General features: G+C 67.2%; 13 protein-coding genes and 1 pseudogene. 5 read left to right on the forward strand and 9 right to left on the reverse strand.

Translation table 11 applies throughout. The annotated features are described in order from the left end of the window. Nucleotides 1-6: 6 nt before the first annotated feature. The 3 genes from B3587_RS06275 to B3587_RS06285 are packed head-to-tail and all read right to left on the reverse strand — an operon-like array spanning nucleotide 7 to nucleotide 1,519. A complete protein-coding gene (locus B3587_RS06275; protein ID WP_292727221.1) occupies nucleotides 7-390 on the reverse strand; it encodes a histidinol dehydrogenase in 384 nt (127 codons plus the stop codon). Nucleotides 391-425: 35 nt separating this feature from the next. Beyond that, nucleotides 426-740, reverse strand: a complete 315-nt coding sequence (locus tag B3587_RS06280) for an AzlD domain-containing protein (protein WP_228177097.1) — start codon at nucleotides 738-740, stop codon at nucleotides 426-428. Next, nucleotides 737-1,519 carry an AzlC family ABC transporter permease gene (locus B3587_RS06285; RefSeq protein ID WP_292727223.1) on the reverse strand — a complete coding sequence of 261 codons (783 nt, stop codon included), beginning with the start codon at nucleotides 1,517-1,519 and terminating at the stop codon, nucleotides 737-739. The genes B3587_RS06280 and B3587_RS06285 overlap by 4 nt, the downstream gene beginning before the upstream one ends. 65 nt (nucleotides 1,520-1,584) lie before the next feature. Here B3587_RS06285 and B3587_RS06290 point away from each other — a divergent pair, with 65 nt between their 5' ends. After that, a complete protein-coding gene (locus B3587_RS06290) occupies nucleotides 1,585-2,130 on the forward strand; it encodes a helix-turn-helix domain-containing protein (RefSeq protein WP_292727225.1) in 546 nt (181 codons plus the stop codon). A 22-nt stretch (nucleotides 2,131-2,152) separates the two neighbouring features. Further along, nucleotides 2,153-3,259: a serine hydrolase domain-containing protein gene (locus B3587_RS06295; RefSeq protein WP_292727227.1), complete on the forward strand. Its 1,107-nt coding sequence runs from the start codon at nucleotides 2,153-2,155 to the stop codon at nucleotides 3,257-3,259. Nucleotides 3,260-3,296: 37 nt separating this feature from the next. Here the strand turns inward: B3587_RS06295 and typA are convergent, their stop codons facing one another. Together typA and B3587_RS06305 are read right to left on the reverse strand one after the other, a co-directional pair. Beyond that, nucleotides 3,297-5,210, reverse strand: coding sequence for a translational GTPase TypA (gene typA / locus B3587_RS06300; RefSeq protein ID WP_228177093.1), 1,914 nt, complete (start codon nucleotides 5,208-5,210; stop codon nucleotides 3,297-3,299). A 99-nt stretch (nucleotides 5,211-5,309) separates the two neighbouring features. Then, nucleotides 5,310-7,049, reverse strand: a complete 1,740-nt coding sequence (locus B3587_RS06305; RefSeq protein ID WP_292727229.1) for a dipeptide ABC transporter ATP-binding protein — start codon at nucleotides 7,047-7,049, stop codon at nucleotides 5,310-5,312. A 29-nt stretch (nucleotides 7,050-7,078) separates the two neighbouring features. Between B3587_RS06305 and B3587_RS06310 the strand changes: the two genes are divergently transcribed. Further along, nucleotides 7,079-7,675 carry a PH domain-containing protein gene (locus B3587_RS06310; protein ID WP_292727231.1) on the forward strand — a complete coding sequence of 199 codons (597 nt, stop codon included), beginning with the start codon at nucleotides 7,079-7,081 and terminating at the stop codon, nucleotides 7,673-7,675. On the opposite strand, the gene B3587_RS06315 is transcribed toward B3587_RS06310, so the two are convergent. From B3587_RS06315 to B3587_RS06325, 3 genes are all read right to left on the reverse strand, one after another. After that, nucleotides 7,666-8,874, reverse strand: a complete 1,209-nt coding sequence (locus B3587_RS06315; RefSeq protein ID WP_292727232.1) for an ABC transporter permease — start codon at nucleotides 8,872-8,874, stop codon at nucleotides 7,666-7,668. The genes B3587_RS06310 and B3587_RS06315 overlap by 10 nt on opposite strands. A gap of 2 nt (nucleotides 8,875-8,876) precedes the next feature. Beyond that, nucleotides 8,877-10,412: an ABC transporter permease gene (locus B3587_RS06320; protein ID WP_292727234.1), complete on the reverse strand. Its 1,536-nt coding sequence runs from the start codon at nucleotides 10,410-10,412 to the stop codon at nucleotides 8,877-8,879. Between the two features lie 197 nt (nucleotides 10,413-10,609). After that, complete coding sequence (locus B3587_RS06325) at nucleotides 10,610-12,472, reverse strand: ABC transporter family substrate-binding protein (RefSeq protein ID WP_292727236.1); 1,863 nt, start codon at nucleotides 12,470-12,472, stop codon at nucleotides 10,610-10,612. A gap of 154 nt (nucleotides 12,473-12,626) precedes the next feature. Between B3587_RS06325 and B3587_RS06330 the strand changes: the two genes are divergently transcribed. Both B3587_RS06330 and B3587_RS06335 read left to right on the forward strand, forming a co-directional pair. After that, entirely contained in the window at nucleotides 12,627-13,448 is an 822-nt protein-coding gene (locus tag B3587_RS06330; RefSeq protein WP_292727238.1) for a CPBP family intramembrane glutamic endopeptidase, read from the forward strand. 192 nt (nucleotides 13,449-13,640) lie between these two features. Beyond that, on the forward strand, nucleotides 13,641-14,612 hold the full coding sequence (locus tag B3587_RS06335) for a hypothetical protein (RefSeq protein WP_292727241.1): 972 nt from the start codon (nucleotides 13,641-13,643) through the stop codon (nucleotides 14,610-14,612). Nucleotides 14,613-14,655: 43 nt separating this feature from the next. Here the strand turns inward: B3587_RS06335 and B3587_RS06340 are convergent. After that, nucleotides 14,656-15,288, reverse strand: a pseudogene (locus B3587_RS06340) (glycine dehydrogenase (aminomethyl-transferring)); the annotation flags it as partial.

A 15,288-nucleotide genomic window follows, 5' to 3' on the forward strand; every position in this document is an offset into this window, starting at 1 on the left:
GCAAGTCTAGTCGGCTGCCTCGACCGCCCGGCCGCGATCGACCCGCTCGGGCCAGGCGACCACGAAAGCGGTGACAAGGGGAAGCCACAAGGTCCATACGACGCCCAGTACCGACTGCGGCACGATCACTGAACCGCCGGCTCCGGTGCCCGACAGGACGATCGTCACACCCATGGCGCCAAGCCCGGTGGCAAGCGCAGCCCACCGGTCAGCCGTGAGCAGGCGCACCGCGATGATGACTGCCGCGCCGGCGACCATGGCTAGGACGAGTCCCACCGGGATGCCGAATACGCGATATGCGTGACTGACGGTACCTGCGGCCCCATAGATCGCCCCGACAACCAGCGCAACAACCCACGCGGCAAGCCGAAGGAACGAGAAGCGCTGCACCGCATCACTGTATCGCGGTGGCGCTGCACGAAACCTCAGACAGCCAGACCCCACCACCGCAGCGCTGCTGCTACCGCAGCTGCCGCGACCACCACGACAAGAAACGGCGCGCGCAGCAGGAGCAGGCCCGCCGCCACCAGGACGGCGGGGACCCGGGCATCCACCACAATCGCCTCGCCGACCCCGAGCGTCTGCACGGCAACCAGCGCGGCGAGCAACGCGACCGTCAACAGGTCGGCGATCCGCGCGGGCCGCGGCGCCTCGAGGAGGCGCGGCGGAACGAGGTATCCGGTCACCTTGAGAGCCAGACAGATCACCGATGCCAGCGCGATTGCGCTCCACAACGTCACGGCAGCCCCTCCCGCTCTGGAAGATCGTCGGGTTCGTCGAGCCCCTCGACACCGGCGGTGCGCGTCGCGGCGGACCGCGAGCCCCAGTCGAACCAGCCGACCAGGATACCGACCACAGCGGCGATCAGCACCGGGAGACCGGGCATGAGCGAAGGCGTCAGCACGGTAGCCACGACGGCGGCCGCAATCCCCACGACGATGGGCTGCCTTCCGCGCAGACGCGGCCACAGCAGGGCGAGGAAAGCGGCTGCGGCCGCGGCGTCGAGTCCGTACGCGCGCGGATCGCCGAGCACGTCGCCCAGGAGAGCACCAATAAGGGTCGAGAGGTTCCAGCCGACATAGATCCCAATGCCGGTGACCCAGAAGCCGACGGTTCGCGCGCGTGGCGTTCGCTGCGCGAGCGCGACTGCCGTGGACTCGTCGATTGTGAACTGCGGCGCGACGATGCGGGTCAAGCGCCCCGGGGGCAGCAGGGTCGACATCCGGATGCCGTACGCGACGTTTCGCACGCCCAAGAGCGCGGCCGACGCGACGGCTGCGGGGATCGCCGCGAGTCCGCCGGCGGAGATCACCCCGACGAAGGCGAACTGCGAACCTCCGGTAAACATGACGAGGCTCAGGATGCAGGTCTGCCAGACATCAAGTCCCGCCGCGACCGACAGCGCCCCGAACGAAACGCCGTACGCGCTTGTCGCCAGCGCGACACTCACGCCCTGGCGCCACGCTCCGCGTGCGGCATCCGTCTCGCCGCCTTCCGGCGGCACGTCGACCGGCTCCATGCTCGCCATCCTGCAGCAGCCATTTCGTTTGGTCAAATAGACAATCGTTCGGCATACTGAACCATATGAGCTTGGGGTCTCGCATCGCGACCGCCGTGCGCCGCGAACGCGAACGCGCGGGGGTCTCTGCCGCAGAGCTGGCTCGACGCTCGGGCGTGTCCAAGGCCACCATCTCGCAAATCGAAGCAGGTTCGGCCAATCCCAACGTCGAGACCCTGTGGGCGATCGCCACCGCACTCGGCGCGCCCTTCGCCGCACTGGTGGAAGATCGCGAGAGCGAGCCGACGCTCATCCGAGCGCGCGATGGCCACGGAGTGCGAGCCGCGGGCTCTGCGTACGAGGCGCTGCTCCTGTCGGCTGCCGCACCGAACGTCAGGCGTGACCTGTACCTCCTCCGCGCCGAACCAGGCTCGCCGCGACTCTCGGACGCTCATCCGACGGGCACCACTGAGCATGTGGTCCTCCTCTCGGGCAGCGCACGCGTCGGTCCGCGCGACTCACCCTTCGACCTGGAGCCCGGCGATTACCTCTGCTATCCGGGCGATGCAGCGCACGTCTTCGAGGCCCTCGTCGCGGGCACGAGCGCCGTCCTGGTGTCCGAAATGCGCTGAACTCTCGTTCTAGGCTGGAACGATGACCCGCCACACCCGATATCGCGGGCGCATGCTCGCGGGAGCTATCACGGCCGCCACCGTCACAGCACTCGTGTCCGGATGCAGCGCCGCAGCGCCCTCGAACCCGGTAAGCGAGGCTTTCGCCGCAGCGCTCGAATCGGCATCCGTCCCCGGCGGCGCGATCGCTATCCGCCGCGACGGGGCGACCACGGTTTACCCTGCCGGAGTTGCGGATGCCAGTGGCGCGCCAGTGACCGATAACACCCTGTTTGCCTACCGCAGCGTGACCAAGTCGTTCGTCGCGACCGTCGTGCTGCAGCTAGCCGACGACGGCATCCTGGATCTCGATGCGCCGGCGCCCACTGCCGGAACCGGGATCGAGACGGCCGCCACGATCGATGAGCTTGCCACGATGACCTCGGGGGTGCCCAGCTATTCGACGCAAGCGGGCCTTGTCGACCTGCTGGTCGAGGACTGGACGCGTAGCTGGACCGACACGACCCTGTACGGGCTCACGGACGGCGTTCCCGAGGAGTTCGTTCCCGGGACGAGCTACGAGTACTCCAATACCAACACGGTCCTACTCGGGCAGATCATCGACACCTCTTCGGGGCTCAGCTGGCCCGAGGCGGTCGCGTCACGCATCCTGGAGCCGCTCCAGCTCGCGTCAGTCGTGTATCCGGGAAACGTTCTGCCACCGGAGGGGACCGCAGCCCCGTTCCAGGTGGATGCTGACGGCACCGTGGAGGAGCTTCCCGCCGTCCGCGCGAGCGCGTTCTCTGCCGCCGGCGGCCTGTTCGGTACGGCGGGAGACCTTGCCGCGTGGGCCGAGGCGCTGGGCGCGGGAACGCTCGTGTCGGACGCTTCGCAGGAGCGTCGGCTCTCGGAGTGGCGCGACACCGCCCCCGACCCCGCGAGCCCGTTCTACGACGAGTACGGTTTCGGCATCGGTCGCATCGGCGACTGGATCGGGCACACCGGCAATGGCCTCGGCTACCAGGCCCTCGCGATGTACCACCCGGAGTCCCAGACGGCTGTCGCGATCGTACTCAACGCGACAGGACCGGACTCGGACTTGCCCGCGCACATGCTCGAGCAGTTGGAGGAGCTGATCCTCAACGGCTGATCCGTCCGCGGTCGAGTCGACCCGTGGGCGACGCAGGTCAGGCGTTGGCGTCCTGCCGCTTCAGGCGCGATGCAGCGCGACCACGCTCGGTCTGGTCGAGGATCACCTTGCGGATCCGCACCTTCTCGGGAGTGACTTCGACACATTCGTCTTCGCGGGCGAACTCCAGGCTCTCCTCCAGGGAGAGCTGTCGCGGCGGCGTGAGCCGCTCCAGCTCATCAGCCGTGGAAGAACGCATGTTCGTGAGCTTCTTCTCTTTGGTGATGTTCACGTCCATGTCATCGGCTCGCGTGTTCTCGCCGACGACCATGCCCTCGTAGACCTCCTCGGTGGGCTGCACGAAGAAGCTCATGCGCTCCTGCAGCGCCATCATCGCGAACGGAGTGACGACGCCAGCACGGTCGGCCACGATCGAACCGTTCTGGCGGGCGACGATGTGCCCGGCCCAGTCGTCGTAGCCGTGCGAGATCGCGTTGGCGATCCCGGTGCCGCGCGTGATCGAGAGGAATTCGGTGCGGAAGCCGATGAGTCCACGTGAGGGCACGACGAACTCCATCCGCACCCAGCCGGTGCCGTGGTTGACCATCGTCTCCATGCGGCCCTTGCGCGCGGCAAGCAGCTGCGTGATCGCGCCGAGATACTCCTCGGGCGCATCGATCGTGAGGTGCTCGAAGGGCTCCTGCGTCTGCCCGTTCGGCCCCTTCCGGGTGACGACCTGGGGCTTGCCGACGGTCAGCTCGAAGCCCTCGCGGCGCATGTTCTCGACGAGGATGGCAAGCGCCAGTTCACCGCGTCCCTGCACCTCCCAGGCATCCGGCCGCCCGATGTCGACGACCTTGATGGAGACGTTGCCGATGAGCTCGCGGTCCAGGCGGTCCTTCACCATGCGTGCCGTGACCTTGTGGCCCTTGACCTTGCCGACAAGCGGCGAGGTGTTCGTGCCGATCGTCATCGAGATAGCGGGGTCGTCGACGGTGATCGCCGGCAGCGGTCGGACGTCCTCGGGGTCGGCGATCGTCTCGCCGATCGTGATCTCTTCGATCCCCGCGATCGCGACGATGTCACCGGGTCCTGCTGACTCGGCGGGATAGCGCTCGAGCGCACGGGTCTTGAGCAGCTCGGTGATGCGCGCGTTCGAGTGGGAACCGTCGTGACGCACCCAGGCGACGGTCTGGCCCTTCTTGAGGGTCCCGTTGAAGACCCGCAGCAGCGCCAGACGACCGAGGAACGGGCTCGAGTCGAGGTTCGTCACCCATGCCTGCAGCGGCGCTTCGTCGTCGTACGACGGCGCCGGAACATGCTCGAGGATCGCCTCGAACAGCGGCTCGAGGTCGTCGTTGTCGGGGAGCGACCCGTTCTCGGGGCGGTTCCGCGAGGCAGCGCCGGCGCGACCTGAGGCGTAGACGACCGGCACGTCCAAGAGAGCGTCGACGTCGAGGTCCGGGACGTCCTCGTGCATGTCAGACGCGAGGCCCAGCAGCAGGTCGTGCGACTCTTCCTCGACCTCGGCGATGCGAGCATCCGGCCTATCCGTCTTGTTGACGAGCAGGATGACGGGGAGCTTCGCCTCCAGCGCCTTGCGCAGCACGAACCTCGTCTGCGGAAGCGGCCCCTCGGACGCATCCACCAGCAACACGACGCCGTCGACCATCGACAGCCCGCGCTCGACCTCTCCCCCGAAGTCGGCGTGCCCTGGCGTGTCGATCACGTTGATCGTCACGGGGACCTCGGTGTGGACGCCGTTGTAGGTGATCGCGGTGTTCTTCGCGAGGATCGTGATGCCCTTTTCGCGCTCGAGGTCGTTCGAGTCCATCGCGCGCTCTTCCACGTGCGCGTGCTCGCCGAACGAGCCGGTCTGGCGCAGCATCGCATCCACCAGCGTGGTCTTGCCGTGGTCGACGTGCGCGACGATCGCGACGTTTCGGAGGTCCGAACGGAGGGCATGCGCCATGAGGGAATCCTTGCGGGTGGGGAGGCGGCCGGGATGCCGGCGCATCCCAGGATATCTCAGGAGCGCTTGCGGGCAGCTGAGCGCGGAGTCGTCCTCGTCTCAGGCCGACTTCTGCTCGGCCAGGAGCGCTGCCCGCGCCTCGCGGCGCTGCCGCTGCTCGGCAGGATCCGGAACCGGAACAGCAGCGATGAGGCGCTTGGTGTAGTCATCCTGCGGGTTGCGCAGAATCTGCTCCTTCGTGCCCTGCTCCACGATGCGTCCGTGCTGCATGACGGCGATGCGATCGGCCAGAAGATCGACGACCGCGAGGTCGTGGGTCACGAACAGCGTCGCGAACTGCTTCTCCTTCTGGATGGCCTGCAGCAGCTCGAGCACGCGCGCCTGAACCGAGACATCCAGCGCGCTCGTGGGCTCGTCGGCCACCAGCACAGTGGGGTCGAGGGCCAGAGCGCGGGCGATACCGATGCGCTGACGCTGCCCACCCGAGAGCTCGTGCGGGTACCGGTTGCGGAAATCGCGCGGCAGTTCGACGAGGTCCAGCAGATCCTCGACACGCTTGGAGATCTCTTTGCGCTCACGACCGGCGAGCTCCAGCGGCTCCCCGATCGACTCTCCGACGGGCCAGCGGGGGTTCAGCGAAGAACCGGGGTCCTGGAACACGATCCCGAGCTTGCGGCGCACCGCGCGCAACTCCTTGGGGCCTACCCCGACCATGTCCTGGCCTGCAACGCGAAGGCTTCCCTCCGCGATCGGTACGAGGCCCACGATGGCGCGCGCAATGGTCGTCTTGCCTGACCCTGACTCACCCACGAGGCCCAGCACCTCGCCCGGCTGAATCGACAGCGTGGCATCCGATACGGCCCGGAAGGCGGGTACCCGACCGCGCTTGGGGTACTCGATCGAGACGTTCTCCAGGCGCAGCGCCGCCGTCGAGTCATCCCGATGAGTGGCCTCTTCGGTGCGCGCCTCCCCCAGGCCCAGGTGGGGCACCGAAGCCATCAGCGCCCGCGTGTACGGATGCTCCGCTTCGCCGAACACCTGCGATGCCGGGCCGTACTCGACGACGTCGCCGTCTTTCATCACCATGACGTCGTCGGCCATGTCGGCCACGACGCCCATGTCGTGCGTGATGAGGATGATCGCCGAGTCGAGCTTGGTGTGGAGGTTGCGCAGCAGGTCGAGGATCTCGGCCTGCACTGTCACATCGAGCGCCGTCGTGGGCTCATCGGCGACGAGCACACGCGGCTCCAGGGAGATGGACTGGGCGATCATCGCACGCTGTCGCTGTCCACCGGAGAGCTGGTGAGGGTAGGAGTCGAACGCCTTGAGCGGATCGGGCATCTCGACCAGGCGCAGGAGCTCGAGGGCCCGCTCCTTCGCCTGCTTCCGGGTCATCCCCGGCCGGTGCGTCATGAGCGCCTCGGAGATCTGGAAGCCGACGGTGTAGACGGGGTTCAGGGCGGTCATCGGCTCCTGGAAGATCGCAGCGATCCCCTCACCGCGGACCTTGCGCAGCGCCTCGGGCCGCGCACCGATCAGCTCCTTCCCGGCGAGCTTCGCGCTCCCGGTCACCCGCGCGTTCTTGGGGAGAAGCCCCATGACGGCCATGCTGCTCGTGCTCTTGCCCGAGCCGGACTCCCCGACGATCGCGAGGACCTTGCCGGGCATGAGGTCATAGCTGACGTGCTTGGCGGCCGCGACCCAGGCGCCACCTACGAAGAACTCGACGCCGAGATTCGACACCGACAGCGCCGGGCCGCCGGTGGGGGTGGCGGCGGTGTCGGTACTGCGCGAGCGGCGGCCGAACCCGCCTCGAGCGCGGGACTGGTCAGAGGTCATCGTTCGTTCTCCCGTGTCAGGATGGGCGCATGCCCGAACCGGTCACCTTGCGCCCGCGCGGCGGCATGATCATCGCCGTGGCGGCCCTCGTGATCGCGGTGGCGGCCCTGGTCTTCATCGCCGTGGACGGCGGTCTTCTCGAGCTCGTGCGCTGGGCGTGGCCCGTCGTTCTCCTGGGCTGGGGTGCGTGGCTGGTCTACCTGCGCCCGTTCGTCCGCGTGTCCGAGGGCTTCGTCGAAGTGAGCAACATCGTGCGCACCTACCGCGTGCCGTGGGGGGACATCGCCGAGGTCGATTCGCGCTACGCGCTGACCCTCCGCACGAACGGCGGCCGGGTCATCCGTGCCTGGGCAGCTCCGGCGCCCGGCGCGCGCCAAGCCCTCTCCACCCAGCGCGTGGACGTGGCCCACACGCCCGGGGAGGGCGAAACGCGCCGCCCGTCGGATGCGGAGGGAACCGCCTCGGGAGACGCCGCGGGCCTGGTACGACGCGAGCTCGATCGCCACCGCCGCGAGGGCCTGACGAGCGTCAGCGGCACCGCCGTGACGTGGCATCCGCTGCTGATCGCCGGCACCGCCGCGCTGACGGTCGCCGCGGTGCTGAGCCTCGCGCTGCCTCACGGCTGATCACCCGGCCTGTCGCCGGTGTCTCCCCGGGCATCCGGCGGGGCCGACCGCTCCCCCAGATCGCTGAACTCGTCGATGTAGGGGAGATCGGAATCCGAGGTCGGCGCCTCGACCATCGTCACCGCCTGCACGGAAGGGATCGCGGCGACCGCGCGCGACGCCTTGCGGCGGCTGACCTTGGCCTGCTGACGCGGGTCGAACGCGTCGCGCAGGCCATCTCCGATGAAGTTGATGCACAGCGCAAGCAGGATGATGAACAGGCCCGGCCACCAGAAGAGCCACGGGCGTGTCCGGAACGCCTCGCGGTACTCGGAGATGATCTGTCCGAGGGAGACATCCGGGTAGCTGATGCCGAATCCGAGGAAGCTCAGCGCGGCCTCGGTCAGCACTGCTGCACTCATCAGGAGCGTCGTGTTGACGATGATGACACCCACGGCGTTCGGGAGGATATGGCGGAAGATGATCCGCGCGTTGCTCGCGCCCGCCACGCGTGCGGCATCCACGAACTCGCGTTCTCGCAGCGACAGGAAATCGCCGCGCACCAGCCGTGCGAGACCTGTCCAGCTCAGGATGCCGAGGAAGACGCCGAAGACGATCGCGTTGTTGCCGCCCAGGAGCTTTCCGATGATCGAGCCGAGCACGATGATCGGGATGATGATCACGACGTCGGTGAAGCGCATGATCAGCGAGTCGGACCAGCCCCGGAAGTAACCGGAGATCGCGCCGAGGCTCACGCCGACGATCAGCGACACGATGCCGACGAGGAACATGACGGTGATCGACTGCTGGGTGCCGCGCATCACCTGCGCGAAGATGTCCTTGCCCAGCGTGTCCTGACCGAACGGATGCTCGCCGAAACTGAGTGGCCACAGCGAAAGCGTCGGCTGACCGGCGTTGACCAGCGGGTAGGCGGTCCACCAGTTCAGCGGCCACCACCCCTCGATCCGCCATCCGTTGATGGTGAGCGTCCCGGACGCGTCGGCCTGCAGCGAGCCGGTGCCGCCGATGACCGTTCCAACAGAGGTGAAGGCGAGCAGGATGATGAACACGAGCACCACGAGCGCGGTCATCGCGAGCTTGTGCCGGAAGAACCTGCGGCGCACGAGCGCACCCTGGCTCAGGCCGGCGACCGCCTTCTGCTCGATCGTCTGCTCGGACCCGCGGTCCTCGGGAGCGTCGGTGGGAATCGGAGTCGCCATGGTCAGTTCACCCGGATCCGTGGGTCGAGAGCGGAGTAGAGCAGGTCGGCGATCAAGTTGAAGACCACCGCCAGAAGACCTGTCACGAGGAAGAAGCCCATGACGAGGTTCACGTCGCCGGCGTTGAGGCCGTCGACGAAGAGCGACCCCATACCCTTCCAGGCGAAGATCGTCTCGGTGATGACGGCACCGCCGATGAGCGCGCCGATGTCGAAGGCAATGATCGTCGCGATCGGGATGAGCGCGTTGCGCATCGCGTGGCGGACGACGACGGTGCGCTCGGTGAGGCCCTTGGCCCGTGCGGTGCGCACATAGTCCTGGTTCATGACCTCGAGGAGGCTCGACCGGGTGTAGCGCGTGTACGCGGCGATCGAGACGAGCGCCAACGCGATCGTCGGGAGGATGAGGTGCGAGAAGGCATCCAGCATCTGGAACCACATGTCGCCTTGCAGACCCGGAGTGCGCGAGCCGATCGTCGCGATGACACCGCTCTGCGGGATCCGCTGCACGTAGTCCGGGTAGACGAGCATGACGCGGTCGATCACGACAATGAGGAACAGGATGAAGCTGACGATCGCGGCCGTGCGGGCCGCCTCACGTTTGCCGTCGCCGCCGACGATGACCCCGACCAGGATGCCGATGCCGATCGCCGCGATACCGAGCAGCACCAGCATCCAGCCCTCGGCGACATAGAAGAACAGGTACTGCAACGGGTAGTAGACCGCCGCCCAGATCGCGACCGTGATCAGCGACGCGAGAAGTGAGCGGCGATTGGCCAGCCCCGTGGAGATGGCGGTCACCCCGACGGCGGCGCCGATGCCGGTGATGATCACACCGATTAGTCCAATCGTGGGGGTCGTGAACCATCCGGTGACCCCGAGGAACCAGAGCAGGCCGCCGGCGGCGACGAACGCGGAGCCGAACGTGATGAGCCGGGTCTTCCAGCTGCCACCGAGCAGGCTCATGAACAGGATGCCCGATATGAGGCCGGTGATGAGGATCGCCAGCCACGTGACGTTGGGATCGGCGAGGAACTCGTTGAAGCGGATCGCGCCGTACTCCTTGAGGAGCACCGCGACCCAGAAGATGGGGAGGGAGTACACGATGAAGGTGAGGAAGGTCACCGTGTAGTCGAAGCCGCTGTACTGGCGCAGGGCGGTCAGGATGCCGATCGTGATGCCCACGAGGATCGCGATGATCGTCGCGGCGGTCACCAGCTGGATCGTGGAGCCCGCGGCCGTGGCCAGCGCATCGGTGACCGGCTGGTTGGAGCGGCTGTAGGCGACGCCGAGGTCGCACTGGAAGATGAAGCACTGGGCGGCGCCGCCCAGCCAGGTGAAGTATCGGAGGACCGGCGGCAGGTCGAGGTTCAGGACCTCGATGCGGTAGGCGATCTGCTCGTCGCGGTTGGGGGCGCTGCTGCCGCGCAGGTCGCGGAGCGGATCGCTGCCGATCGCGGTGAGGGTGTAGACGATGAACGATGCGACAAGGAGCACGAGCAGGATCGCGCCCAGTCGCCTGAGCAGGAAGGTCAGCACGTTCGGCCTCGCGGGTTCGCGGACTCAGGTGTCATGGGTGTTCCGTTCGGGGCAGAGCTTTGCCCAAAGGTACTACGGCATGCGGTGTCGCGGCCGGTCGCCGCGACACAGCTGTGGGCGCCGAGGGGTCACCTCGGCGCCCACGCTATTGGTGTCGACGTCAGGGAAGCGGCCGGGCCGCTTCCCTGACGGAGGGATCAACCCTCAGCGTCGACCGGGGCCCACTCCCAGAAGTTCCAGAAGTAGTCCGGGCTCAGCGGCATGGCCTTCACTCCGGTCACGCGGTCGCTCGAGACGAGCAGGCCGGGGAACTGGAAGATCGGGATGGTGACGGCATCCGACCAGATACCCATTTCGGCCTCGTTGAGGAGGTCGGTCTGAGCGTCGTAGTCCGAGGTGACGTTCAGGGTCTGCAGTGCAGCCGTCACGTCCTCGTTGCAGTAACCGTTGTAGTTGCCACCCTTTGCCTCAGGCGTCTCGTAGCACGCGTAGATCTGGTCCGAGCCACCCACCGCGAGGCTGGTCTGCGACCAGGCGAAGATCACGGCGTCGTGGGGGTTGATCGGGTTGATCGACGGGTCGGTGAACTCCCAGTTCGGCTCGCTCTGGTCGACGAGCTGGAAGCCCGCCTGAGCAGCCGACGAAGAGATGAGCTCGAACTCCTGGCCACGACGGACGTTGCCCTCGGGGTACCAGAAGCCGACCTCGATCGGCGTGGTCACTCCCGCGTCGGCGAGGAGCTGGATGGCGCCCTCGATGTCGACGTCGGCGTAGTCGGCCGAACCATTGTCACCGGTGAGGATCGGGTAGCGCACCGTGTCCGCCGGGCCAACGAGGTTGGCGTTGCGCACCTCGGCGTCGGGGTTGAGCGGGACGATGATCTTGTCGACGATCTCCTGGCGCGGGATCGTCTTCAGGAACGCCTGGCGAACCGCGAGCGCGGTCGCCTCGTCGCCACCGTAGGTGGCCGGGTCGAACGGGCCGCCGTTGTTGACGGTGAGGTCGACGTGCTCGTGCGATGCCTGCGTGCCGGTCTGCACCTCGGCGGTCGCGATACCCTCGGCCAGCTGGAGGATGTCAGCGGTGGGCTGACCGGTCCAGATGTCGAGCTCGCCGGCCTCGAGAGCCTGGAGCGCGGTGGTGGAGTCGGCGATCGTGCGAACGGTGATCCGCTCGAACTTCGGCGACGGGCCCCACGTGTAGAGCGGGTTCGCGACGAGGGTCGTGTACTGGTCCTCGACGGTCTCCTCGATCGTGTAGGCACCGCTGGTCAGCGCCGCAGCCGGGCTGTCGGGCAGCGAGGTGTAGGCGTAGCCGTTGCTCCACGCGTCGCCGAGGGCAGCGAGGACTTCCTCGTCACCGTTGGTGATCGCGTCGACGACAGCCTGCTTCGCGGTCTCGGCGAAGGACTTGGCGGCGCTGCTGTAGGCATCCCAGTCACCCTGCTCACCCGAGGCGGCGTAGGTGTCCCAGGCGGCCTGCACGTCCGCGTACTCGTCGGGGAACGCGAGGGCGTAGGTGCCGTGTGCCGAGACACCGATCGGGCCGACCAGCTCCCAGTCCACGTAGGGCTCGTCGTAGACGAACGTGATCTTCTTGTCCTCGGTAGCGGGGATCTGCGTCACCAGGTTGTAGCCGGTGGTGGCAGCGGGTGAGAACGCGTCGTTGACATTGCCCGAGATCGCAGCCCACTGCAGGAGCATGTCCGCCTCATCGACCGGCACTCCGTCAGACCACACCGCGTCGGCGGTGATCGTGTACTCTACGGTCAGCGGGTCGTCGCTGGTCTTCTCGTAGGTTCCGAAGTCCGTGTTACGCACGAGCTCCGGGGTGTTGTTGTAGTACGAGAACGACGTGTCGGTCATGTACTTGATGTTGCCGTTGGCGGTGTTGTTGCCGGCAGAGCTGTCGTCGTTGAAGTGGAAGAAGCCCGAGTTGTACGCAACCGTAATCTCAGAGTTCTCCACGACATCCGACTGGTAGGGGTTGCTGCAACCGGCGAGCACGAGTGCTCCGACAGCGACAACTCCCACGCCCGCCGCAAGACGTGCGATCTTCACATTTCCTCCTGTGCAAGGGGTTGTGCGCCAGGGCATGGGGTGCCCCGGCGCGGATGGAAAAACCATAAGCGCGGGCTATGAGTTGTTCAAAACCTGAGGCCGAAAAGTTACATACCCTTAACTCGACGGGAGTTGCATGTGGCAATCTGACAAGATGCACCCCCCGAAGCGCCCGCCTGTTGTGAGCGAAGTGCTGAACCTCCCCCGGGTTGAGGGCGCAACACGCACACGTCTGACGTGGGAAGTGTGGATCGTGCTGGCCATCACGGTCGGGCAGTCCGCCGTGTACAGCATCCTGTCGTTCGTCCGATCGCTCATCCGTGCGGCGCAGCAGAACCAGTCTCTCTCCCAGCAGCAGACCCAGCTCAATCCCAACCGCGATGCCGAGGCGATCTGGAACGCCGTCTACCAGCTGCTGAGTGTGTTCTTCGCGCTGTCGCTGGTCGCCCTGGTGGTCTATCTGCTGTGGGAACCCGGAAAAAACGCCCTGCGTCGGATCGGCCTGGACTTCTCGCGCTTCGGTGGTGACCTCGGCCGGGCACTGCTGCTGGGCCTTGTGATCGGCATCCCGGGCCTTGCCCTCTACATCGGCGGGCGCGCGCTCGGCGTCACCCTCCAGGTGAGCGCGTCGCCGCTGGATGCCGCGTGGTGGACCGTGCCGTTACTGATGCTGGCGGCGCTACGGGCGGGGCTGACCGAGGAGGTCATCTTTCTGGGCTACCTGTTCGATCGCCTCCGCCGGTTCGGCTGGAACTGGTGGGCGATCATCCTGACGACCGCCGGTCTTCGCGCCGCCTATCACGCGTACCAGGGCTTCGGTGCGATCGTCGGCAACTTCGCGATGGGTGTCGTCTTCGGCTGGTGCTACCGCCGGTGGGGCCGGGTCATGCCCCTCGTGATCGCCCACACCCTCATCGACATCGTCGCCTTCATCGGCTACCCCCTCGCGGTAACCCTCTTCCCCGGCGTCTTTTAGCCTCGCCCGCCGCTGATGCCGTGAGACACAGCCTGGCGCGACGCACGGGGGCACGTCCCTCGCGCGAGTGCACGTCTCACGGAGCGGGGTGGCCGGGAGCGGGGATCCTCCACGGGAAGAGGGGCGTGAGGGTTGTCCACCGATGGGGGCGTTGCCCGGAATGGGTAGGTGGGGAACTGCCGACGATGAAGGATGCCACCCAAGCTCGCGATTGCTCCGAGTCCCGTTGTCCTTCACGTTGCATCGGATGCCGCGCCAACAGCTCGACCGCGTGATGACCGCACGCTGGTGCCCGTACGACACGGCGTATGGGCGGATGCGGCGGCCTGGCGCGCTCTCGCGCCGTGGGATCGCTACCTCGCACGCGTCCACGCCGTCGCGCTGCTCCGACCGGACGCGTTGTTCTGCCGTGAGTCTGCCGCTGCCCTCTGGGGTCAGCCGATATTCGGTGAACCTCGCGACATCCATCTCTTGGATGGCCAGGCGACGCGCTCGCACCGGGTAGGCGATGTCGTTCGACACGCGAGCCTCACGACGTCGCGTTTCGTGGAGACAGGGGGCCTCCTGCTTACTGCTCCGGCTGACACCGCGGTCGCCCTGGCCCGCGCCCTTCCGCCCGCGTGGGGCTTGGCGGCCGTGGACGCGACGATCGGCAAGCGTCAACTCGGTCTGTGCACCATCGCGGAGATTCGTGACGCCTTCTTGCTGCAGGTGGATCGCCGTCACCGCCGCCGATGCGCATGGGCCATTGAACACGCCGATCCACGCTCCGAGAGCGTCGGCGAATCGGTCAGCCGCGCGGTCATCGGCTGGCTGGGGTACGAGGAACCTGAGCTCCAGCACCCGTTCCACTTCGAAGGGCAGAACGACCGTTGCGACTTCTATTGGCCGCGCTCCGACATCGCCGGAGAGTCCGACGGATACGGCAAGTACCGCACCCCCGCGGACCTTGCCGCTGAGAAGCGCCGCGAAGACCGCCTACGTCGCCACCTGCGCGGCTTCGCGCGCTGGGACTGGAACGACGCCATGCGCGCCGAGCCCCTGCGACGAACGCTCGAGGCAAGCGGCGTGCGCCGCATCCGGCCACCCGTACCCGCCATGCTCGCCACCCTCACGTCTCACTCACACCGCCCGAGACGGAACCTCGCGCGTGAGGCGGGCTGACGTTTCCCGCGCCAGGTTACGTCTCACGGCGAAGGGCGCGGGGCTAGACGAACGCGGAGGGGGGTGGGCAGGCGCAGACGAGGTTGCGGTCGCCGTAGGCCTGGTCGATCCGGCGGACCGGCGGCCAGTACTTCGAACGCACCAAGGAACGAACTGGATACACCGCTCGCTCGCGCGAATACGGATGCTGCCAGTCGCCGACCGCGATGGCCTCGGCTGTGTGCGGAGCATTCACGAGCGGATTATCGCCAGCAGGCCACTCCCCCGCAGCGACAGCATCGGCCTCGGCCTTGATCGCGATCATCGCCTCGATGAACCGCTCGAGCTCACCGAGATCCTCGGACTCGGTCGGCTCGACCATGAGCGTCCCCGCAACGGGAAACGACATCGTCGGCGCGTGGAATCCGTAGTCGATGAGGCGCTTGGCCACGTCATCCACCGTGACTCCGGTGGCGTCCCGCAGGGGCCGCAGGTCGAGGATGCACTCGTGTGCGACGAGTCCGTTCTCCCCCGCGTACAGCACCGGGTAGTGCTCACGCAGGCGGGCCGCGATGTAGTTCGCCGCCAAGACCGCACTGCCTGTCGCCTGACGCAGGCCGTCAGCGCCCATCATCCGGACGTACGCCCACGAGATCGGCAGGATGGACGCCGAACCGTACGGCGCACCCGAGATCGG

The sequence above is a fragment of the Microbacterium sp. UBA837 genome, from assembly GCF_002296025.1.
Classification (GTDB): Bacteria; Actinomycetota; Actinomycetes; order Actinomycetales; family Microbacteriaceae; genus Microbacterium.